The organism is Myroides odoratus, from assembly GCF_965118575.1.
GTDB lineage: Bacteria > Bacteroidota > Bacteroidia > Flavobacteriales > Flavobacteriaceae > Flavobacterium > Flavobacterium odoratum_B.
The window spans coordinates 1-23,211 of record NZ_CBCPHW010000007.1 but is presented as its reverse complement, the minus strand read 5'-3'; the positions used below and the strand labels follow the sequence as shown (position 1 = coordinate 23,211).

The 23,211-nt window shown below is 32.1% G+C and carries 20 protein-coding genes; 15 read left to right on the top strand and 5 right to left on the bottom strand.

Features of this window, described 5'->3' with window-relative positions:
- Positions 1-47 precede the first annotated feature (47 nt).
- Positions 48-680 (bottom strand): helix-turn-helix domain-containing protein, encoded by a 633-nt coding sequence (locus ACMHJ2_RS07330; protein ID WP_413512302.1) that lies wholly within the window; start codon positions 678-680, stop codon positions 48-50.
- 611 nt (positions 681-1,291) lie between these two features.
- Here ACMHJ2_RS07330 and ACMHJ2_RS07325 point away from each other — a divergent pair.
- Complete coding sequence (locus tag ACMHJ2_RS07325; RefSeq protein WP_413512301.1) at positions 1,292-3,418, top strand: tail fiber domain-containing protein; 2,127 nt, start codon at positions 1,292-1,294, stop codon at positions 3,416-3,418.
- A gap of 1,351 nt (positions 3,419-4,769) precedes the next feature.
- On the opposite strand, the gene ACMHJ2_RS07320 is transcribed toward ACMHJ2_RS07325, so the two are convergent.
- Positions 4,770-5,387, bottom strand: a complete 618-nt coding sequence (locus tag ACMHJ2_RS07320) for a hypothetical protein (protein ID WP_413512300.1) — start codon at positions 5,385-5,387, stop codon at positions 4,770-4,772.
- A 472-nt stretch (positions 5,388-5,859) separates the two neighbouring features.
- Between ACMHJ2_RS07320 and ACMHJ2_RS07315 the strand changes: the two genes are divergently transcribed.
- From ACMHJ2_RS07315 to ACMHJ2_RS07295, 5 genes are all read left to right on the top strand, one after another.
- Entirely contained in the window at positions 5,860-7,074 is a 1,215-nt protein-coding gene (locus ACMHJ2_RS07315) for a hypothetical protein (RefSeq protein WP_413512299.1), read from the top strand.
- Positions 7,071-7,499, top strand: a complete 429-nt coding sequence (locus tag ACMHJ2_RS07310; RefSeq protein ID WP_413512298.1) for a hypothetical protein — start codon at positions 7,071-7,073, stop codon at positions 7,497-7,499. The genes ACMHJ2_RS07315 and ACMHJ2_RS07310 overlap by 4 nt, the downstream gene beginning before the upstream one ends.
- 620 nt (positions 7,500-8,119) lie before the next feature.
- Positions 8,120-8,569: a hypothetical protein gene (locus ACMHJ2_RS07305; RefSeq protein WP_413512297.1), complete on the top strand. Its 450-nt coding sequence runs from the start codon at positions 8,120-8,122 to the stop codon at positions 8,567-8,569.
- A gap of 12 nt (positions 8,570-8,581) precedes the next feature.
- A complete protein-coding gene (locus tag ACMHJ2_RS07300) occupies positions 8,582-9,280 on the top strand; it encodes a hypothetical protein (protein ID WP_413512296.1) in 699 nt (232 codons plus the stop codon).
- Between the two features lie 8 nt (positions 9,281-9,288).
- Complete coding sequence (locus tag ACMHJ2_RS07295) at positions 9,289-10,002, top strand: DUF1266 domain-containing protein (protein WP_413512295.1); 714 nt, start codon at positions 9,289-9,291, stop codon at positions 10,000-10,002.
- An 87-nt stretch (positions 10,003-10,089) separates the two neighbouring features.
- Here ACMHJ2_RS07295 and ACMHJ2_RS07290 read toward each other — a convergent pair whose 3' ends face one another.
- From ACMHJ2_RS07290 to ACMHJ2_RS07280, 3 genes are all read right to left on the bottom strand, one after another.
- Entirely contained in the window at positions 10,090-10,398 is a 309-nt protein-coding gene (locus ACMHJ2_RS07290) for a hypothetical protein (protein WP_413512294.1), read from the bottom strand.
- A 705-nt stretch (positions 10,399-11,103) separates the two neighbouring features.
- Positions 11,104-12,561, bottom strand: coding sequence for an FAD-dependent oxidoreductase (locus tag ACMHJ2_RS07285; RefSeq protein WP_413512293.1), 1,458 nt, complete (start codon positions 12,559-12,561; stop codon positions 11,104-11,106).
- A 318-nt stretch (positions 12,562-12,879) separates the two neighbouring features.
- Complete coding sequence (locus ACMHJ2_RS07280; protein ID WP_413512292.1) at positions 12,880-13,779, bottom strand: LysR family transcriptional regulator; 900 nt, start codon at positions 13,777-13,779, stop codon at positions 12,880-12,882.
- A gap of 120 nt (positions 13,780-13,899) precedes the next feature.
- Between ACMHJ2_RS07280 and ACMHJ2_RS07275 the strand changes: the two genes are divergently transcribed.
- The 9 genes from ACMHJ2_RS07275 to ACMHJ2_RS07235 all read left to right on the top strand — a co-directional run bounded on the left by ACMHJ2_RS07275 (position 13,900) and on the right by ACMHJ2_RS07235 (position 22,519).
- Positions 13,900-14,667: a type 1 glutamine amidotransferase domain-containing protein gene (locus tag ACMHJ2_RS07275; RefSeq protein WP_413512291.1), complete on the top strand. Its 768-nt coding sequence runs from the start codon at positions 13,900-13,902 to the stop codon at positions 14,665-14,667.
- Positions 14,664-15,725 carry an SDR family oxidoreductase gene (locus ACMHJ2_RS07270; protein WP_413512290.1) on the top strand — a complete coding sequence of 354 codons (1,062 nt, stop codon included), beginning with the start codon at positions 14,664-14,666 and terminating at the stop codon, positions 15,723-15,725. The genes ACMHJ2_RS07275 and ACMHJ2_RS07270 overlap by 4 nt, the downstream gene beginning before the upstream one ends.
- Positions 15,726-15,954: 229 nt before the next feature.
- Positions 15,955-16,248, top strand: a complete 294-nt coding sequence (locus tag ACMHJ2_RS07265) for a thioredoxin family protein (RefSeq protein WP_413512289.1) — start codon at positions 15,955-15,957, stop codon at positions 16,246-16,248.
- A gap of 510 nt (positions 16,249-16,758) precedes the next feature.
- Complete coding sequence (locus ACMHJ2_RS07260; protein WP_413512288.1) at positions 16,759-17,457, top strand: hypothetical protein; 699 nt, start codon at positions 16,759-16,761, stop codon at positions 17,455-17,457.
- A gap of 23 nt (positions 17,458-17,480) precedes the next feature.
- On the top strand, positions 17,481-18,116 hold the full coding sequence (locus tag ACMHJ2_RS07255) for a hypothetical protein (protein WP_413512287.1): 636 nt from the start codon (positions 17,481-17,483) through the stop codon (positions 18,114-18,116).
- Positions 18,116-19,609, top strand: a complete 1,494-nt coding sequence (locus tag ACMHJ2_RS07250) for a lectin-like domain-containing protein (protein ID WP_413512286.1) — start codon at positions 18,116-18,118, stop codon at positions 19,607-19,609. Before ACMHJ2_RS07255 ends, ACMHJ2_RS07250 begins: the two co-directional genes overlap by 1 nt.
- Before the next feature lie 10 nt (positions 19,610-19,619).
- On the top strand, positions 19,620-21,119 hold the full coding sequence (locus ACMHJ2_RS07245) for a hypothetical protein (RefSeq protein ID WP_413512285.1): 1,500 nt from the start codon (positions 19,620-19,622) through the stop codon (positions 21,117-21,119).
- Positions 21,120-21,529: 410 nt separating this feature from the next.
- Positions 21,530-21,730: a phage integrase SAM-like domain-containing protein gene (locus ACMHJ2_RS07240; protein WP_413512284.1), complete on the top strand. Its 201-nt coding sequence runs from the start codon at positions 21,530-21,532 to the stop codon at positions 21,728-21,730.
- 60 nt (positions 21,731-21,790) lie between these two features.
- On the top strand, positions 21,791-22,519 hold the full coding sequence (locus ACMHJ2_RS07235) for a GNAT family N-acetyltransferase (protein ID WP_413512283.1): 729 nt from the start codon (positions 21,791-21,793) through the stop codon (positions 22,517-22,519).
- Positions 22,520-23,211 lie beyond the last annotated feature (692 nt).

Here is a 23,211-nt window from a genome sequence, read left to right as displayed (position 1 = left end):
AATTGGGAGGCTATTAAAGCAAGTGAATGAAACCAGATAAATCCGGCTTAGCTATCGATATAAAATCCTTTACATAGAAATAATTCCAAGCAATCTTTAATTTTCACTTCTATAATTCTTTGGCTATCACAATCAAGTTGTAAAGTATTTAAAATAAAATCGATAGAAATCAATTTGGCATATAAGAAACCTATGTCTTTGACAATCATCACATAGGTTTCTCCAATACTTAATTCACTTACTTCTACTCTTTTACAAAAGGTAAAAAGAAGCTTACTTTTTCGATCTTTTTCATTTTCTGTCGCTATCTGTATAATGAGATCAAAATCGATATTTTCAGGAAAATAAACCCAAGGTAATACGGTTGTATTTTTGAAATTAGGATTGAAATAGTAATCCCAATACTTACTGATATATAAAATGGGAACTTGAATGTAGCGCTCCATGGGCTTATCTTTTGAACCGTGCTCAAAAAATAAATCATTTAAGTCAATATTATATTCCATGCATATAGCTAATAGGCGATGATAAGGCATTGAATCTCTTACTTTCCAGGAAGACATGGTATTGGGTTTTACACCAATAAGATTCGCTAATTCATATCCCTTTTTCAATCCTAATAAAAGCTTGAGCTTTTTTAGTACATCCGTTGGCGATGATAATTCTACTTCATTCTTCATTTTTTTTCGTTTTTATTATTAAACCATAAACTCCTCTATTTTTAGATTCTAGGAAAGAATATCTGGAGTTAAATCTTCTCCTTTAAGCCTTTCTTAATTTATTAGTGTTTTTTTAGAAAATATGATATTTAGCGCTTGTAAATACCATAAATAGGCGCATTATGAGATTATTTAAGTTTTATGGGACAAAGAAATTGATGATTCGTCAGATTGAATCGCTAAAGTGTAAAAAAGTATGCGCTATTTTAATTTTTACCTTTTTTGTATGGTAAAATAGAGGAAAATGTATCAATTATTATTTTTATGTTTTTCGCAAAACCTTGATTTTTAGTAGTTTGTATTTTATTTTCTTCTGTGTCAGAAAAATAGAAGGATTTTCTTCTACCTTACTTTTAAGAAAAAAAAATAGATGTTTCATACTAAAAAAGATTTTGATCCATGATTTGTATCGCAGGAAGAATAAAATAAGGATTCGTTTTTTTAAATCATAAATAGTTCCAAATTATAAACAGATATATTGTTGTTTTTACTTTACTTTTTTATCCTTTATCAACCTGTATTAGGCTTATTTCGTGAATTTTGTTTCGAATTAAGAATAAAAAAACAGAAAGATGAAACAAGTAAAATATATACTAAGTCTAGTAATCTATTTAAAAATATTCGCTATTTATGGACAAGTTGGAATTAATACACCTCAACCACATCCTTCAGCAGCTTTAGAAATCGCTTCATCCAATCAAGGTTTTCTACCTCCCCGCGTTCCGCTAAAAGGTAAAAAGGATCAGATTACTATTGATCGACCTGCTATAGGCTTACTTATCTATAATACGGTAGATGCAGGGACTCTTGATACTCGCGTTTTACCAGGATATTACTATTGGAACGGGACGAATTGGAATGATTTTCAGTCTAATACCGATTCATGGGATATAAAAGGAAATGATAATATTAATGACAAGCTGCATTTTATTGGAACGAAAACCGATATGGATGTACTATTTAAACGAAACAATATAGAATCAGGAAGATTGTCCAATATGAATACTTCCTTTGGTGTTAGTGCTTTGTCTAATTTAATTTCTGAAGGACAATATAATACAGCAATAGGGATCAATACTTTAAGAAGATTAGAAGGTGGTACAATGAATACTGCGATTGGTTTTAGTGCTTTAGAAAATAATAATTATTATTCTAATATAGGTATTGGAGCATATGCCTTACAAAATTCAACTCAAGGTTTTGGAAATGTAGGAATTGGCAATTTTACAATGCGCCGTAATTCACAAGGGGTTGGCAATAGCAGTTTAGGTAATAGTTCCTTATCTAGTATGCAAAGCGGAAATTGGAATATAGGCATAGGTCAGTATGCGGGAAGTAATCTTTTGTCTGGCGATTATAACATATTAATTGGTGCCTCAACTGATGTATCTGACATCAATGGAAGTAATCAATTAAATATTGGCAATAGCATCTATGGATTGAATATAAATACTGGTAAAAGCAAGCCTGCTCGCATAGGAATTAATACAAAAACCCCTCATAGTTCCGCTGTACTAGATTTAAGCGCAAACAATATGGGTTTTCTACCTCCAAGAGTTAGTTTAAAAGGGATTGATGATTTAGAAACGATTTTGAATCCTGCAAAAGGTTTACTTGTATTTAATACTTCACTCGTTCAAAACGAGACCAATCCCGTTTATTCAGGCTATTATTACTTTAATGGCAAGCAATGGGTTATGCTCTCCACTGCAGACAATACTTGGAGTACGAAAGGAAATTCTAATACAGATTCCAGTCAAAATTTTATTGGCACAACGGATAATCAAGATTTAATTTTTAAACGTCATGGGGTTCAAGCAGGCTTGTTGAGTGATATAAATACGTATAATACTTCTTTTGGTGTTGGTTCTTATAAAGGTACACCAAAGGGTACTTATCACGGAAGATGGAATACGGCTATTGGTTATAATAGTTTAAATGGAGAAAATCAAATTATTTCAGGACATGATAATACGGCAGTAGGAGCGAATAGCTTAAAAATGAATTCCACTGGAGAAGCGAATACGGCTATTGGTTCTAGTGTGTTAAAAAACAATACCAAAGGATTAAATAATACGGGGGTAGGAATGGAAGCCTTAGTGAGCAATAGTTATGGAAATTATAATGTTGCTATGGGGAGAAGTACTTTACTAAGCAACACCTATGGAAGCTCTAATACAGGAATTGGATATAGGGCTTTGAATACCAATATAAATGGTTCATTTAATACCGCTATAGGATATGGTGCCAGTATAGATGCGCTGGATCTTACGAATACTACTACAGTGGGAAATGGGGCTAAGGTGTATCGTTCGAATCACATTCGATTCGGAAATGAAAATGTGGTTTCCATTTATGGGCAAGTTCCTTTTTCTGCTATAAACGATAAACGATCGCTCGAGAATATTTCACTTTTACCCGTAGGACTAGATTTAGTAACTAAATTAAAACCCATGCAATACACTCGTATAGGAGATAGCACGCAAAAAAAGGAGTGGGGTATTGTAGCGCAAGATTTACAGCAAACTTTGACTGATCTTGATCTAACCCATACGGGAATTATTCAATCCGATAACACACAAGAGCAGGTTTTAATCTTGCGATACACCGATTTAATAGCGCCCATGATCAAAGCGATTCAAGAGCTATCCCAAGAAAACCAAGAGCTAAAAGCGAGACTTGATCGTTTAGAAAACTAACTTTTTTTTTATTGTTGGAGGAGAATGTCCCAAAAGGCAGTCTCCTTCATTTTTTTACCAGACTTTGTCTATTTTCCTTCTGTCTACAAAATGAGTGCATCCTGTTACTAAGAGGGGTATTAAAAAAGATTTGCTTTAATGGACTCACTATGGACTCATTTCCCATCAGTAAAGAGGTATAAGAAATAAGTAGAGAATAGGGCATATGCTTTATCTCGTAAAATTCTCTTCTTCCAAACCACCCCATTGAAATACAAACCACAGGGTATTCCTAGCCCTCTTTGTCGTTTAGTTTGGCTTGTAATGGATTAAAATATAACGCATTAAAAAGCGTAGCGCAGAGGAATAAATTCCAATGTGAGTTAATTGTAAAAGTCTCCCTTAAAGAACAACAAGTTTAAGTTTTACTATTTCTTTGAGATTGCTTCATTTCCTGGATTTACCCCTGCAGATAGAAATAAAAAAGTAAAACTTTAAAATAGCTTGAATAGTAAATCGGTCTTCTAAATTGACAAAAGAGGTACTAACTCAAAAGCTAAAATTAAAGTTTTACGGATTAAAAGACTAGCATTGTAAACGAAATAAGCTAGACCATACTTAAAAGAAAGATGAGGACGACTTCCAATTTGCGAATCGTGATAAACCAATACAATCGATTCAATAAGCAATAGTTCAAGTCTATTGTCCCCACAAACCCCACCTTTCTAATTATGAAAAAAAAGTAACGTAATGATTCTCTTATTTAGATGTATTCTTTTAAATCAAACAGCAATAGCTATTTTTTTCATTTCTTCATCATTTCTGTGGCAAAGAAAGAACGGTTTTGGAATAATCTTATTTTAAAAGATAAAAAGTTTTAACAAGGAGGAATAGGATGATTTAGTAAAAGTAAAAAATCGAGTTATTTTATAAATTAAGATAAAACAATTTAGTTAAAATATATTGATGTACAGCGTATTAGGTTTAAATAAAGATAAATTTTACTTTATAACTATAAGTCTTTTACTAGAATAAAAAAACTAAATTCCCTTTACTTCAATAGGTCTTTTTATTGAGTAAAGGGAATTCTTTATTGGAGGTTAATCAAATAAGAGGATCGGTCTTATTGCTTCTCCGTTTGCTAGTCTTTCAAAACCTTCATTTATATCTTCAAGTTTCAGTCTATGTGTAATGAGCTTGTCAACCAGTCATAACGGCACAACCAAATAAAGCAGCGATTTCAAAGGGATAAGACTTGTCTATTTTTACTAACGAATAAATAGAGGCAACGCTATATTGAGCAAAATTAGACAAAAACGGATGCCTTTTTTATGAATTAAATACTACCCCTAAAATAGAGGTTTTGAATCTTCTAGTACCGATTTGGAATTTTGACTTCTATCTTTTTAAAATGTCCATTTTCCTCTTCTTCCCATTTGTTATCGCCTAGTAAATAATACGATCCATTTTCCTTCTTTATTCTATGTTCAAAGTCCTGGGGTTCTGAAACAAATGCTTGGGTTTCTGCCATTTTACTCCATTTGTCTTCACGATACGAAAAAACATAAAGCGCATTCCACCAACCTTCATTTGTACGAGAAAAAACGAATAGTTCATTTGCATTATCCTGATTTAAGTCTTCGGTTTTAGAAATATAAACCCCTAAACTCCCTTCAATTGTTAAGGCTGCTATATTTCCTGAAAATTTAATTGTTATAGCTTGCAAATTTTCTTCCATTTCTAATTCATTCGCTGCGCTGTTCTTGGAATGTATAAAAGCCGTATCCTGTATTTGGTCCTTATTTAGATCACCAACGAGGAATATTTTACTTTCAACAGGATATTTTTTAGGATCCACACTTTGATTGTCTTTCTTTTTTTGATAGGGATGACAAGCCCCAATTAAGATCACCCATCCCCCCAATAGGACAGGTACTATTTTTTTGAATATTCGTTCCTGTGGGATACTCAATTTTTTTTCAAGTTTCATAAAATTTAAAAAAAGGTTAAACAACCTTGATTGGCTCTTGTAAATATATTCAATTTTCAGCGTATTGATTGCGGTAATACTTCTGTTTTAGTTTGGAATAGGATAAGGAAAGAGAAGTAGGTAAGCCATATTTCGACAGTTGATAGGACAACTTGATAAGATAAGATTATGAAATAGTATCCCAAAAAAATGGAGTAAGCTATTTTTATTACAGAATTATTGGATACGTATAGCAATTTAAACATGAAGATACTTTACATTCGTGGATTGAAAATACAAAGCTCTAAATCATATTATTTTTTCAGTAATTTGCTTAATACACTTAAACAAATACAATGAAACGTTGAATAAAACAAGAATATGAATAGATTAGGAAGCAATATTAAAAAAGAATATTTCTAGCAAAATTGAGGTTTATTTTTAAAAACAATAGGAAGTAATCATTTAAATAAAAGAAACTAAGTAATTGAAGATGAATAAAAAAGAACAAATTTTAAAACATATTGCAAAATCTATTTTACTTGCTTTTATCCTTGCTATTGTCTATTTTTTCCTTGGCACTGCTTTACTAAAAGGGGCGTATGCCGAACTTTTTCATTTTTTTGTTGCCTTAGGTGTATTCATCGCAAGTATTGTTTTTTATTTTCTATTTATTTATTTCAAATCAATTCAAAAATTAAAATGGCTCTTTGGTGGACTTGTCATTTACTTTGCTATTACAACCCTAGCGAATTCGAATCTTGATCTTTATTTTAGAAACTTATTTACGAGTACTAAGTTACCGAGAGCGTATATTGACTATCAAGATATAAATGAGCCTGTATTGCATTTCAAGAATAAAGAAATGAGTCTCCTAATGGAAGGCGATCTTCCCTTGAATCCTTATCTCACACCCCAAAATAACCTAATCCTAACTAAGGCTAAATATGAAGGCGGAGAGAGGGAACAAAGATTAAAAATGGAATATTATAAGTTGGATAACTACGGTAATTTATTTGCGCAATATAAACCATCGACGGAGGATGAATTGTTTTTTGAAGGTTATCTGATCAATCTAGAGGAAGGCTATTATAAAACCTGGGCATTAGATGGGGATACGATAAAAAGAAAAATTGAAATACACAACGAGGATTTTAGTTTTGATAGCCAAAAGCAAGTTGAATCGATTAAAAATATAGAGAATAAGGCTACTTTTTTCTTTGCTAAAAACTATTACAGTCTAGCGGATGGAACCTATAAGGTTTTTGAAAAGGTGGTATTTTGGCAAGACAACAAGTGGAATATCCTTTTTAATGATACTAAATCGTTTCGTGAGATTCAAAAAAAAGTTAGTAAAGAATTGTTTCGATACTATTCAACAGACAAATATGAGTGGGTAGCTAATGATAATCCGAATATCCAATACCAGTATTTTCAAAAAATAACATTGGAAGAGAATCACTTGTGGGAGGGGTTCTTATATACTACTGTACGTATCGATCAAGATACGTTAAAAATTAAAGAGGCTGTGAGGATGAGTGATAAGTGGAAGAATGACAAAGTAGAAATCAACAATAAACTTGTAGGTAATCTCTCTCGAGCGGGGCAATCAGATTTCTTACCTTATTTATATTATACACATCCAAACCTACACTATCACTTGTTTACCAACAATTTAGGTAAACTATATTTAATAAAAAATAAATGAAAAATTTAAAATTAAAGCACTTGTCGCTTGTGTTTTTACTGCTCTTCGCTTTCAGTTCTTGTTCTTCGCGCTATATTAAATTGGTAAGCCCTGAAACAAAAACAGAATTTGGCATTACAGTAATAGCACCTTCTACAGCTATTTTCTTTGTTGAAAATCTAAACGTTAAGGGTGACAATGAAGTACATACCAAACTAGCCAATTCACTATACAATCAATATGGACCAGCTACTGATAAAAGAGTGGTGGGTAGAACGGATGCCAGACAGCTAAAATTTAGATTGAAAGACAAAACATATTTAATCGATATTACAAAATTGAAGAAAAGAACAGCAATGATTTTGTTTGATGGGAAAAGTAAACCGATCATTGAATACAAGACTAAAAAGTATAGGTCTTTGATTCAACGTTATTTCGGTTCTTAGTAAGAATACGTAGGGTATTGGATAACCTTCTTTTTAAATGCATATTGTTCAAAAATGGCTTCCAAATAAAAGCAAACGTAAAAGGCTTACGAGATAAATGAAAACAGTCCACAACCAAATTTTGCTCTAATCGCATATGAACATAAATTAGCCCAAGCCCTTTTAAAAGGCAGTATATATCAAGAATGCTTCACATGATACTCCTTTTGTAACCCCCTGAGGCTAACTATGAAGCAATTAAAGCTTTTTTTGGCAGCACAATTAGATACCCAAAAACTGTACCTAAAATAGATAGATATAAACGCTCTACTTTATATCATTTTATTTCTATCATTGAGACTCCTTTTAAAGGTAAGCGTTTCACTTTCAATAGGAAGTAGTTAGTATTTCTCATACTTCAAGAAATTTTTTATACCTGAGACAACAATAAACGTATGCGAAATAGACGTATAAAATCTTATTTAGCAAGACTATCAAGCCTTATTTTTAAATATTTTACAATATAATTATAAAATATTTAAGAAAATATTAAAAAATAATTTTATTAAAATAATTAAAATACTACTTTCGTCGCTGAAAACTCTCTAATACAAGAGGGAAATAATTTAAAAAAAATGAATATGACAAAAAAAGTGTTTTTAATTACAGTTATTGCTTTTTTCACCATCAATATGGTATCTGCAAAAGCAAAAATTCCAGTTTGTTTACCTTGTGAAACAATAGAAACAACAATGGAGTTACCTACCGATTCTGAAATTCAAAAGATAGTAGGTCAAAAAGTAAACGTAGCTTATCTCAATACGGAGTACGGCGCATTGACAATGTCTGTTTGGAATGAGAATGGAAGATATGTGTTGGCTGATATTTCAAATAATACCTACGTTGAAATTGACGATCAAATAGCTGAAATATTAAAAGAAAAACATGATTTTGATGTAAAAACAGCGGAAAGTCCTTTGTCTTTCTGGAAGAAAATTGGAGGAAAACTTGTTTTTATACTTATAATAGCCTTGGTAATCTGGGGATGTCTTCCATCGAAAAAAGAGAATATAAAACCAACTAATATTTAAATTCAGTAGGTTATGGATCCTTTATTTCTAATACCTCTTGTCCTGGTAATTGCAGGCGTGTGTTTTATGCTTTATATGAATAAAAAACACAAAAAAGTAGCAGCAGAAATCGACTTAGATGTTGAAAGAAGTAAGTACGAGGTTTATAAACAAGCGGTATTAATGCACGATTTTCCACAACTAAATCAGGGGATGAAAGGAAAATCAATCGATGCTTTTACTTCAGCATCGATTCCAGAATCAACCGCCAACAAGGTTCAAAATCTTTTGAGTGATGGACTTCAAAATGTTGCTTTATCTGCTATTGGAATGAAACTAAAAAGAAGTGAAATGAACTGTTTTTGGGTTTTAAGTGGAAATGAGTTACATTTTTTTAGTACGGATACAGCTGGTGAGTTAGATGAGCATATTATCTTCGATACATTTAGAATTGAAGCAGCTAAACTTCACTATACAGGTATTTTAAAAGCCGGATTAGGCATATATACAAAATCATCAGAACAGTATTTACCTAAAGTACATACTATTACATTTGATATAGATGGCCATGCGTTGTCTCTTGAAATTCACGATAGATTGAATTATGTACCTGATCCTACTGACCTTTTTAATTTAGAAAAACAGTTTGCAACAAGAGCTAAATATCAAGTTGTTGGGGAGCGATTTATAACAACACTACAAGATAAGTTTTCTAACTTAACTTTAAACTAAGCGCAAATATGAATGTGTTTTCGAAAATTTTAAATGCGTTTAAAAGTATTCAGTTAAATTCAAAAAACGCAGTAATAGGACAGCGATTAGATCACTTATTACTCAGTTCAATGTATGCCGAGCAGCAATCCGCTTATCTCAATTCATATGAAACGGGGCTTAGTAAGGCGACAATAAAGACCCTTTTAGAAGATTATTGGCAACTATTTGACAAGGAAGATGCCCTTGATATTTTATCGGATTTACAAAATAGAAATCAAGATAAATATATCGATATCGTCTATTGTGCATTTGAAGATAAGGAAAACTATGTGGCTATTTTAAAGGCAAACTTACCCGCTGAAAAAGAGGCTTTTAATCATTATCTAGAGATTTATAGAAATTTAAATAAGCTAGTACCTGAGCTGATTGAAGAGGGTGTAGTGGATAATTTTACCTCTTTGCGAAAAGTAAAAGATGCAGGTTGGAATTATGGAAGAGGAGCATTTATTGCTCGCTGTTGTTTTGACATGGGTTATCTTACTGAAGAGGAATTAAAAGCGTATTTAGAAAAATCCTATATTGGAATTAAAACTTATTGTGGTTCTTGGAAAGAGTATACCATTAGTTATATTTTTGGAAGAGCCTTGTGGGGGAGTGCTACTAACAGTGGAATGATTCAAATTGCCCATGATTTATTGGAAAATGAGAAAAGTCCATTGAAAAATAAAAAATATTTGTAATCAATTTTTTGACAAAAAGTAAGCGGGTGACCTTTTGGGACACCCGCTTACTTTTTTATACAATTTCTAGATAATAAGTGGAGCAATTTAAAGTGTACATGGTTCTAATCGCGGTGATGGATTAGCTGAAAATCTTCCAGGGGGATAAATACTATCATATAGATCTTGTAATTCTATAGCCTTTTCTACTGCTCTATCGAAGCCACAGTACGGCCCTTCTTCGTAAACAATGGTATTATTATTCCATAAATCAATCACAACAACTGCATATGTGACATCTGAAAACTTGTCATCAGTTTCTGTTCTAAATGTTGTTTCAGTTGGCTTAGTTTTCGCAAATCCAACAGTTCCTCCTAATAAAAAAAGAGTGAAGACTAATAATAAAATTTTTTTCATAATACTATAGGTTTAAATTAATAGTAGAAAATTAAAAAATACAAATTTGAGTAGCAGTATAATTAACTGATTGGCAACATGATATGAAGTTTAAGTGTAATTAATTTTAAAGGAAATCTATAAAATTATGAAAGCGATAGAAATAATATAATTAAAAGTCTGTTCTTTTATTATTTTATTTATTTAAATAAACACAAAAAACGGTTTACTTATTATTATTGCGATTTAAAATAATAATCCTATTTAAAAATGTTAATATTTTAGAAAACAAACCTATACTAAATTTCGGGAATAAGGTTCTCACCTTGTGGTTATTGAGAGTGGTTGGAAATAATCTATTGAGCATCAAATGGATAAAAAATATACTACCTCAGAATTTACGCTCTCTGAAGAAATTGTTACTAAGGTTGGTATAAGAAAGGAGATACACTTTAGAAGTCAGGGAGAAATCATCAGAATTAAAGAAGCTATCTATTGAATTTATTTAAAAATAAATATAGGTGTTTTAGTAATAAAAAACGAAAGGATTTGCCTTTGTATAGGGCCATGCAGAAGCTTATGTTTCTATCCGAGTACAGCAGAAGCTTTCTGGGAGGATGATACATCGTTTTAAAATAGTAATCTAGGAGAGATAGAATTTTTGGTATTGATTAATAGATAGAATAGTATTAGTGATTAAGTTTTGCAAAAAAACGACTTGTTTAGCTACTTTTTTAATAAAGAACCTCTTGGCTCATCTCGCTCTTCTAGTACAAGATTAGAGTGAAGAAATTTAGCAGCCTCTGCCGAGTCTTTAACTTTAGAAGCACTGCGTTCAAACATGGCTGATTCAAATGCAGCTAATACACTTTCTCTCAAACCATTTTCTTTCCATTGTAATGCGGAAGTACTCCCTTTTGCTAGGGCACGAGCCAATAGCAAGGCATCTAACAAAGCCTGGTTTGCTCCTTGTCCTTTAAAAGGACTCATGGGATGAGCCGCATCTCCAATTAAAGTAATCGAGTTCTTTTTTTCAACTAAATTTAAGTTTACTAATTCACGATCATAAACAGGATAACCTGAAATTTGAGCGGGCAATGTAGCCTTTAAAATCTGAGGAATTGGATCGTGCCATTGGGTTCTACGACAGGCTTCTTCTTTGAGCGCATCACTCCCTAAAGCACTTAAGGCAGTAGCTTCTTTTTCGGAAATAGGAAAACTAAGTTGCCACATAACTGAATCAATTGTGTAAGGCATCACATAGATACGCTCATAGCCATTCGCTGTTTGAAACACCGTTGCCGAATCGAGTAAAACATTTTCTGTCACCCCCTGTACGGCTGTTAGAGGGCAAATCCCCAATATAACCATGCATCCCAAATAACGCAAAGGTGCCACTTCTTCACCAATTAATAACCTTCTCACTGAACTGCGAATACCATCAGCTCCAACGATAAGATTAGCTTTGGTTGTTTTAATCTCACCCTTTACTTGAAAACTCAATTCGAAGTTATCTTCTGTAATTTGCTTATAATCAATCAACCGATGCCCCCATTGTACAACTTGATGTCCTCCAAGTTGATTGAGTAGGGCTAGACGCAAAGATTGACGCGCTATATGTATATTTGTTTTTTTTGTAGCTTTATTTGGTGCAGATGGATTCCATTTTCGGAGTCCCCATGCTCCAAGTACTTTTCCTTCTGCATTGTGAACCACATGTTTCGTAGAAATTACTTGATCCTCTAGTGCTAAAATCCCCAACCCCTTAATGGCTTTACTCGCTTGTTGTAAGGTAAGTCCATACCCTTGTGCACGGGCATAAAAATTTTCATCACGTTCATAAAGCGTAAAGGGAATTCCACGGTGCAAACAAGCTACTGCTAGCGCTATTCCGCCAATACCACCACCAATTATAGCAACATGTGGGTACTTGTCATAATCTGCAACTAGGGGACGATCGGAAGGGAGTATACCAGAGCCTAAACACTTCGAACAAGTATATAGGTGAGGTGCAGAAACACTTGTTTCTTTGCTTATTTCTAGGTCTACTTCTCCTTTCAATTGATTCGTTAGCTCCTGCTGCTTGTATTTTGATTTTTTGCTGCGTCCTTTGCTTTTTTTTCCAAACCCTTGACATGCTTTGCATATGATCCAACTTGCTTGATTTTTCCCCTCTTTTTCCATATTCTTCTTATTTCATTGGATTCCATTTCTTAAATGAAGAAAAGAACGCAGCTGACGCTATTTCAGTTTTTTATAGGGTACAAATTTACTATAAATCAGCAGCAAATAATCAGGTTGGAAAAGTAAATTAATTAGAAAATTAAAAAGGACACGACAATGTGCTATGTGCTTTATGAACCTTGTTTTCTATAGTTGCGCCATCTTTGATAAACCTAGTTATTTAATATTAACAAAATTAGTATTAAGCCTAGAAGAGTTCATCCTGACAGTAATTTTCTTTCTATATCCTTCTTACAAACCCCAACTAGAGAATATAGTTTATTTTAGTTCACTAATATCAACTAGGTTCCTTGCCTTGCTAATTTGCTTGGTAGTAACCTGTGTTTTATCATAAGCTAAATACAAGGTATTAGATGTAGTAGTGTTTCCTCGCCAAATCTCTTTTAACAACCCCTTGTCAATATATTTTTTAGCTAAATAATTAGCTGTAATAGTTATACCTTGCCTTGAGGTTAATGACTCTAAAATAATATTCAAATCTGGAATAATATAGGTAGGTCTAATTCCTGAACGTTTTCTAAAATTCTCCAACCAAAATCGACGGATTATCGTAAGCATAGGATCATAGGTAAACCAAATCTGCTCTTCCAGCCATCCTTCAACGGCTTTCCAATCTTCATTTTTGATGTGAATGTCAAATTCCTCTGTTTTCAACAATGGATGGGCTATAAGGACAAATTCCTCTACGAAAATAGGTTCATATACCATATTTGTACCTTCAATAAGCTGCGCGGCAATAATAAAATCAAGTTCCCCTTTTTTTAGCTTTTTAATAAGCTCAGCTGTTTGTCCAAATGTTATCTGAAAACAAGTTGTATTAGTATCAATTTGTTTGGAAATAAAAGAATGAAAAAACTCTCTCACACTTCCTATTCGTAAAGTCTGTACTTGTTTTCCAATACACTTTCGGTTAAATTCTTCCTCTACACCTTCTAATTTCTCTAAAGCTTCTATTACTTGTGTATAAAATAATTTGCCGTATTCTGTCGGAATTACCTGAGGTTTTCGCTCAAATAATTGCTTTCCAATATAGGCTTCTAAAGCATTAATATGCTGACTCACATTAGGTTGAGATACAAATAATATCTTAGCAGCTGCTGTAAGAGAACCCGTCTGATACACTGCTTTAAAGGTTCTATACCATTCTAAATTTACCATACCTGCAAGGTATAAAAATATTTATAACACCCTATAAATCATGTTATTAAACTTAGCTAAGTTACATCAATAGAAGGCATACCTTTATAAAGTAACAAAGAAGAAGAAAAGAATAATATTATGAAAAGAATAATTTTAGCTCTATTGCTTGTTACATGCACTACGATTGCACAGCATAGAGTTCACAACAATTATAACAAATACACCATGAAGAAAAAAGTATTATTTGTACTAACCAGTCATAATGAACTTGGCGATACTGGAAAGTCAACAGGATTTCACCTAGGTGAAGTTTCACATCCTTGGAAAGTTCTAGTTGAAGCAGGTTTAGAAATAGACTTTGTAAGTCCTAAAGGAGGGAAAGCACCTGTGGATGGTTTTGATTTAGAAGATCCGATCAATAAAGAATTTTGGGAAGATGAAGTATATAAGCTCAAGACAAAAAACACGTTAAAACCCTCTGAAGTGAAAGTAGAAGATTACAATGTAATATACTATGCGGGAGGACATGGCACAATGTGGGATTTTGCTGATAATATAGAGTTACAAACGATTGCTCGAAAAATTTATGAGAACAAGGGTATAGTCGCTGCCATCTGTCATGGCCCAGCAGCTTTGGTTAATATAAAATTGAATGATGGTAAATATTTAGTAGACGGTAAAAAGATAAATAGTTTTACAGATGCTGAGGAAAAAGCTTTAGGACTGGAAAAAGTTGTTCCTTTCCTTTTGGAAACCATATTGAAAGAAAGAGGGGCTAAGTTTGAAAATTCCGATTTGTGGCAAATTCATGTAACCAACGATCAAAGAGTAATTACAGGTCAGAATCCCATGTCTGCAAAAAGGGTAGGAGAAGCAATTTTACAAGAACAAATAAAATTAAAATGAATATAAGAAAAACAGCCTTGATAGTAGGAGGAAATGGGATTGTAGGACGCAACTTGACAAGTTATCTAGAAAGTTCTGATTTATGGCATGTGATTGTTACTTCTCATTCTCCATTGAATTATAAAAGCAATGCAACATTTGTACAGCTAGATCTAACAGATACTAATGCAATTGACAAGCAAAAAGAAATACTTAAAAACGTGACTCATGTATTTTATGGAGCCTATATAGAACGAGAGAGCTTGGCTATGCAAACGCAGTTAAATTCTCAATTATTAGAAAACCTGATTATAGGTATCGAAAAAGTAGCACCTAATTTTAAACACATTAGTTTTATACAAGGAGCCAAAGCTTATGGAGCACATTTAGGTATGTACAAAACTCCTGCTAAGGAAACCGATGCACGGCACTTTCCTCCAAATTTCTACTACAGTCAAGAAGATTTTTTGAGAGAACATTCTAGGAATAAGAATTGGACCTGGACAGCACTTCGCCCTGATATAGTGATAGGTATCGCTATTGGAAATCCAATGAACCTTGCCACTTTGATAGCCGTTTATGCTACTTTGTGTAAGGAATTAAATATCCCCATGCGATTCCCAGGAAACAGCCGAGCGTATAAGGCTTTGGTCAATGTAACTGATGCAACTTTATTGGCTAAAGGAATGGAGTATACAGCCCTGAATGATAAATGTAACAATGAGATATTCAATGTTACAAATGGAGATATATTTAGATGGGAAGAACTGTGGCCAAAGTTTGGGAAATATTTTAACATTGACATCGCTGAACCACAAACATTTTCCCTATCAGAGTATATGAAAGATAAAGCAGACCTTTGGAAAAGTATTGTAGATAAATATGATTTAATAGATTCTAATTTTGAAAGCTTAGCACATTGGAAATTTGGGGATTTTATTTTTAATAACCAGTATGATGCTTTTCAAGATGTAAATAAATTCAGACGATTTGGATTTCACGAAATGCAAGTAGATACTTTTAGTTGTTTTAAAGGAGTTTTTAAGCAACTAAAAGAGGCTCGTATTATAAGCGAATAGAATTTTCCTGAAAGCAATAGCCTTAAAATCAATTTTATGATATAACAATTTGTTTAACTTAAAAATAAAAGCGTACAAATTTGAGTATAAAAAATCCTAACTATTTGACTATAAATAGTTAGGATTTTTTTCTTGGGAGTCGCTGTGTTTTGTACTATTTCATCTCCTATTAGAACAAGGTATATCTCTAAAAGGATACTTAGTTTTGTTCAGATAAAAAATTAACAAGATGAATATACAAGACATTTTGAAAGAAACAGACAAACCAGTTCTATTACAATTTTATGCAGAGTGGTGTGGTCCATGCAAGACTTTATCAAAGATGATCGATGAGTCAATAAACGATATTACAACACATGTTGAACTAAAACGCATTAACGTGGATGAGCATCATGATATTGCTGCTGAATTTTTTGTAAGAGCAATTCCTACTATGGTACTAGTGAACCAAACAGGAGAAATTAAATGGAAACACACAGGTGTGATGCCAGTAAAAGATATTGTAGCTGAACTAATCAAGTAATTAAAAAGCATAGTTAGAGATAGTTATCCTGGATTATCCGCATTCTACCTCATTACCAAAAATCATAAAACGGCTTTAAAGTATTTATATACAACCATTTCACCAATTTTTTATCTTTGATTTTTTTTTTACTGAAACTTTATTTAAAATAAATAAGCCTATTTTTAATTCCTATATATTGTAAATTTATTTATTTTCAAACTATAAGTTTATTTAAATCAAGACATTATGTTTTCTTCTCAAGAAGGCATAATGTCTTTTTTTTTGACAATTCTACTTTTGTAAAATCGTATTTTACTTAGTTGCTACTATGTTTTTATGATTTAAAAGCCTTTTGTTTGTTTTTGTCTGTCTATTTGTAGTAGAAAATTCCTTAGAACGTTTTATCCGTTGTGAAAATCATACCGTTATGATTAATAATCCTCTTGATATTTTAATAGAGAAATTATAGGAATAGGGATGCGTTATTCTACCACAAATAAAATGTATCATAATTAAATTATAAAAAATATGAAAAAAAAAATTTGGATAATGTTTTTTTTATCAAGTTGTGTTATACCTACTGTGATGGCACAAGAAAGTATTGGTATAGGAACTGCTAATGCTCATAGTGCTGCAATGTTAGATATAGAATCTTCTAATAAAGGAGTTCTATTTCCAAGGCTTGCTTTAAATGAAACCACGGTGTTAAACGGGGGATCTAATCCTTTAGGTATAATCGTTTTTAACAATGGGGAAGGAGATATAAAAAAGAAAGGCTTCTATTTCTGGCAAGGAGGAAGTAAGTGGGAACTCTTGTCTTCCGATTCGGATTTAGCAGATAAGTTTTTACAATTGGATAATGAATTAACGGAAAAATTTAAAAATTTAAAAGTAATTATAAATAATCCTTCCGTGTCTACAAATGAAGTTATAGATAATAAGCTTGTTTATATAGGGCGTTATGATATTAAGGTTGTAAATCCTATTAATACCAATCTAAGTTATAATACAACTATAGAGACACCTTTGGCGATTGCTAATTTTGAAAAAGTAGTGGATGCTAAGATTTATGACTCTTCCGGTGAATTGGTCTTGCAGAATGTTACAAATGTAACCAGTAATGGAGGAGTATCATTTTATTTCGGATCTAAGAACATATATTCTACGTTGCCTATTGGGGATTATCAAGTAATCCTTAAATATGTTTCTAATGTAGTAGCTAATTAATTATTGATTTTAAAAGAATAGATATGAAAAAATATATACTAATAGCTTTAATCTTAGTTATATCAAATATTGGATTGTCTTATGGACAAGTTGTAATTGGGGGGGCTTCTTATCCTGTAGAAGGTGCAATATTAGATTTAAAGGAACACAATGCCAATTCAGAAAATGTAACAGGAAATAAAGGATTTTTATTACCTCGTGTTAAGTTACAAAATCCGAAAAGCTTGATTCCTTTGGTTCATACAGATACTGATGCGAATAAGCTTGAACATACTGGCGTTCAGGTTTATCATGTTGGAGGTGGAGAATTAACATCTGGATTAAAGGTATGGAATGGAATACAATGGGAGGATTTATATAGTAGTTCAAAAGAACAGTGGTTTTACATGCCTCCTTTCCCAATTAAAATGTTTGTAGCAGAAGAGCAAAAAGTTGACTTATATGCTGAGTATGAGAAACAAATGGATACTACTAGGAGTGGTATTTCTTTATGGAAAGAGTCTGAGGTTACTTTTGCTATAATTGGATATGATTCAATTGCATTTGATGGAATACCAATAGTGAGTGTTGAAAACAGCAAACAAATGCTTGTTTATAAAGCTGCTCTAGGAAAGATGTCAGCGTCGTCCTATTTAAATATAATTGTAGTTAAGAAATAATGAGAAAGGATTTTATACATTTTTTTTGTTTACTCTTTTTTGTGCTTTTTTCTTTTTCCAATGCACAAGCACAATTTCCCTATAATAATTCTATAGTGCTAGGTGATGATTTTTCTGATTTTCAAAATGTTGGAGGAAATGTTAGTTTTACTCCATATGGAGCCGAATTAACAAATAATACGAGTCAAACCAGAGGAATTTATTTAAATGATTTAGCCTTTACTATAGATCGAGGTTTTATTATCAGTTTTGATTATATAATGACCGGTAGAGGAAGTAATGGATTTGGATTTGGAGATGGATTAGCGTTGGTACTATTTGATGGAAGCGTGATAGATCCTGTTATGGGAGCTAATGGTTCCGGTTTGGGTTATAGCTATTCTAGAAGCCTTTATTCAAATGGAAATGTTAATGGTTTGTCAAAAGGTTTTTTAGCTGTTGGACTTGATTTATATGGAAATTTTAAATATCGTATGGCTAATTATACTGAGTTTCGCAATGGGATTCGTACTCTTACAGGTGAAGATAATCATGTTACAATTAGAGGGCAAGGGGATTTGCAGAAAGGCTATCCTGTCTTGATTTCCCAGAGTGTTTCTGATATTAATAAGAGATATAAACTCGATATTTCAAATGGTGAATATACTTCTAATTTTGAAGCTCCAGATACTGATTTTTCTTTTTCATTAAGAGAAAATAGGGGAAATGATTTAAGTGATATTGACGCTGGTTTTGGACATCCTTCTTATAGAAAAGTAACCGTTAGTATGTATCCTGGATTAAAAGAGTCTGTGAAAGGTTTTTTTATAAATGTTGAAATTATTCATGGAAATCAAATGAATCGTATTATTAAGGATTATTTTATCCCTAATAGTAGTTCTATCGTTTATAAAGAAGCAAAGACTGAAGGAACAGATGAATATGTAACTAAAGTTTTGAAAGCACCTAAAACTTTTAAGATTGGCTTTACTGCTGCTACTGGAGGAGCTATGCAAGTTAATATGGTGAGAAATCTAAGTGTTTATTTGCCTTTTTCTCCCGTAGTACAGGATGTTTTAATGGATGATGTGTGTAGAGATAAACCAACAGTTATAGATGTTTTAGCCAATAGTGTAGGATTTGATACAAATCTATATGAGGAAGAAGGGGATTTACATCCTTTAGGAAAGAAAGAATTTTTAGATCCCTATAGTTTCAATTTTATGACTTTAATTAATGGAATCTTAGAAAATACGGTTAATCCTTATCTTGCAATTACTGCGGCTGGAGTGTATGAATATGATCCCGTGACAAGTAAAGTTGTATTTATGCCAAACGATGAGGGAGTTTCACAAGCGAGTGATGTCGTTTATTTTAGCATTAGAAATAAGAAAAAAATAGCCAATAATTTTGATTTAGGAAATGAACAATTCAGATCAAAGAGCGCTACTGTAAAGTTGAATTTTGGTCATAACTGTAATGATATCCTTATAATTAATGGTAATGCTATCTAAAAAAAGAAGAATGAAGAAAAACAAAACAGGAAAATTTATTTTTCTATTAGCCAGTTTATTGAGTTGTCAATTATTCTATGCTCAATTTCCATATTATAATTCAGGACAAAAATCAGAGGGTTTTAAAATACTAGGAGAGAGCAATCCGGGGCTTATTACCTTTAGTAATGGGGGAATAAAATTGATTGATAATACAAATCAATATTCAGGGGTGTCTTTGGATAATTTAAGTTTTAGTACAGAAAAAGGTTTTATTCTAGAGTTTGAGTTTGTTTTAGATAGGGGAACTCTTTTGGAGAATAAATATGGAGATGGTTTCTCCATCGTTTTATTTGATGCTCAAGCTACTGAACCTAAAATAGGCGATAAAGGAGGCGCATTAGGGTATGCTTATACCAAAAAAACAGGTAATAATAATGTAGAGGGATTTAGTCAAGGTTTTTTGGGGTTGGGATTTGATTTATTTGGTAACTACAAAAACATCAAGAAAGATTATGATGAAATTAGAAATGGAATTGTTAATAATTCTGATGGGGATTTTATTGTTTTAAGAGGACCTTATAATGCAGTGGATAAATTTCAAGGATACCCCGTTCTATTTGCAATAGGGACACTAAAGAATTCCAATTTTCATTTAGACCGTTATAGTGGTAATACTGTTGTAAAGAAAAAAGGGTTAATAGGTCAGCGTTTTAGCCTTAGAGGAAATCGCTTAGATGTATCTCCTGGAGATGTTGAGTATAGAAAAGCGAAAATTTCTTTAATACCAGGTAGAGAAGAAATTAATGGAGAATTGGGTTATTTTATTTCGGTGGAGATTGTTAATGGTATGTACAACTCTTCCATTATCAAGAATTATTTTATTCCTAAAGAAGGTCAGATTAAATACATTGAACAAACATCACAGACCCATTATGAGCATGTAGATTTAAGTATTAAAACACCTGAAACTTTAAAAATGGCTTTCACAGGAAGTACTGGAGGTGCTTCAATACGGGCTCATATTCGCAATATTGCATTGAGTTTACCTTTTTCTCCACTAGCGAATGATGTGGTTATAAATGATGTTTTACGCAATAGAGAACATAGTATAAAACCGTTATATAGTGCTTATGGTTATGATACCAATGTTTTTTCGATTTTAAGGCCACCTAATAAGTCTACTTTGTTTTTAGATAAATCTTCTTTTAGGTTTATGATATTTGATGAGGCTACTCAAAAATTTAGGGTGAGTCCCGATCCTTTTAAACTAAGTGTCCCTAATGTTGGAGAATTTGATTACAATGTTAATAGTGGAGAGGTCCTATTTAAACCAATAGAAGGGATTGAAGGGGATAGATATATTTTTTATTATGATATAAAAAATCAACAATCAACAACTGGTTTTGTTGATATAAGTGCTGAGGAATATAGATCAAGAGTGACTTCGGTTACACTGAATTTTACAGATAAAACGTCTTTAAATAATAGTAATTATCTTATTATAAATAAAGGATTGAAGAAAAATTAGTATTTCTAAATCAGTTTGTTGTTATATATTGCAAGAGGGTGTCCCAAAAGGTCACCCTCTGTTTCTAAAATATCAGTTTTCTTAACACAATTTAAAGAATACTATTCTCAGTAGATAGTACATCATAGTACTAGGAGAACAGTTGTTTTTTACTTCATTTTTATGACAAAAAAAGCCTTAAAACCACTTTTATGGTATTTTTTAAACTTATTTGATTAATAACGTATAATAGAAAAAGTTATAAAAAAGTATAGTTTTTGGACAAAAAAGCAAAGATAAAAATTCGTTCCTTTTTCAGAAAGGAAAACGTTGATTATCAGCTGGGGACTTATACTAAGTTAACTGTTACTAGAGAATACTAGGAAAAATATCATAGTGCGGTGCGTATTAAAGATATTAAGTTTAGAAATATGCAAAATGAAGTTCATAATGAACTAAATGCAATTGCAACACTTCGAAAAGTAAATGTAGTGAAGCTGCTTGTTGATCGATACCAAAAGGATAAAAGGAAGAAGTTACTTGTTAAAGATGTCGATGTCAAATTCTGCACTAAGTTTGAAGAATATTGTTATGAAACATTTGTTGGAAGGGGAATTCGCTCTTTTCTATAGAAGTATTCATTAGTCCAAATAGTATAAAGATTGCCTAGTAAGTTAAAAAAAGTAAACGAAATGAATAAGCAACACGAATTCTCGAAAATAGTAAATACCTATTGGCAAGAGCAATCAGGAACAAAAATAGCCTTTAAAAATGCTTCTTTTGAAGTTTTTATAAATGAAAATCTAGATGAGGATTATGAGGTAATGCTATTGGAATTCTCTGAAGATAAAAATTGGGTTATTATGCGCTTAGCGCTTTTAGAGCGCTTAGGTAAAAAAGAGATACAAAAGCTTGATTTTGTACAATTAAAAAGTGTTTTAGAAAAAGAAGGAATCATCTTACATGGTGCGGATTATGTTTTTTACTTTTCGGAAGAAGAAAAAACAAGAATTAGACATTTGGAACTTCCAGAAAATATTCGGGTATTAACTAAAGAAGATGCCGTTTATTTTGCTGAATTCGAGTCCAGGGCAACAGAACAAGATTTAGATGATGCATCTGTAGATCTTGCGCACTGGAAAGTGTATGGCGTATTTGAAGCTGGTAAACTTGTTGCAGTAGCGAGTATGTATCCTTGGGATGAAGAGAGTAAAATAGGAGACGTGGGAGTTCTTACTCTACCAAACTATAGAGGGAAAGGGTATGCGAAGAAATTAATAGAGATTTGCAGTAAAGCGGCTTTACTACAAGGATACGAGCCTCAATATCGTTGTCAATTAGATAATCTAGCATCGGTTAGACTCGCCAAAAAGCTTACTCTGGATTTGTTTGCCTTGTGGAATGTGAGTATCAAATTATAAACAAAGTATGGAATTAGAATTAAAAGAGGTCGGTATTGACGAAGAATAGCAAAAGATAATACTAACTATTGGATACTTCGATTTATAATAGACTATAAATATCAAGGCAAAGGCTTTGGTAAACAAGCTTTTTTAGTTTTTATTGCGCATATTAAGATTAGTCTTCGGGTTAAATAAATCCAATAAAAAGGCCTGTGACTCTATGAATCTTGTAGCTTTAGATTCACTGGTAAAATTAAAGACGGGGAGTTGTTTATGTTTTAGATACAGCAATATAATTCTATAAAAATAACGGTTTAAATGAGCTATTTTTTTTATAAATAGCCTTAACTTTACGTTACTAAAGGTAATAATTTATCTATTTTTTTTTGAATTTGGTATTTCTCCGTTTTAGAACTCGTTAGTTCCAAAGCTCGTTTATAGTATTCTATAACTTTCTCTTTAGTATCATTTTTAGATAAGTAAGCTAATAACTCATAATAGTAAGATAGTTGAGTTAGATTTAGCTTTTCTGCCTCTTTAATTCCTTCTTTAAACCCATATACTTTTGCAAAAGCAAAAGTTCTATTTAAGGCTGTAATAGGAGAATATTCTATAAGGATTAATTGATTGTATAGATCTAAGATAGGTTTGGATATCCTAATGAAATTCGGACAATTAGTTAAGCAGCTTTATTAATATTTATTATTTGA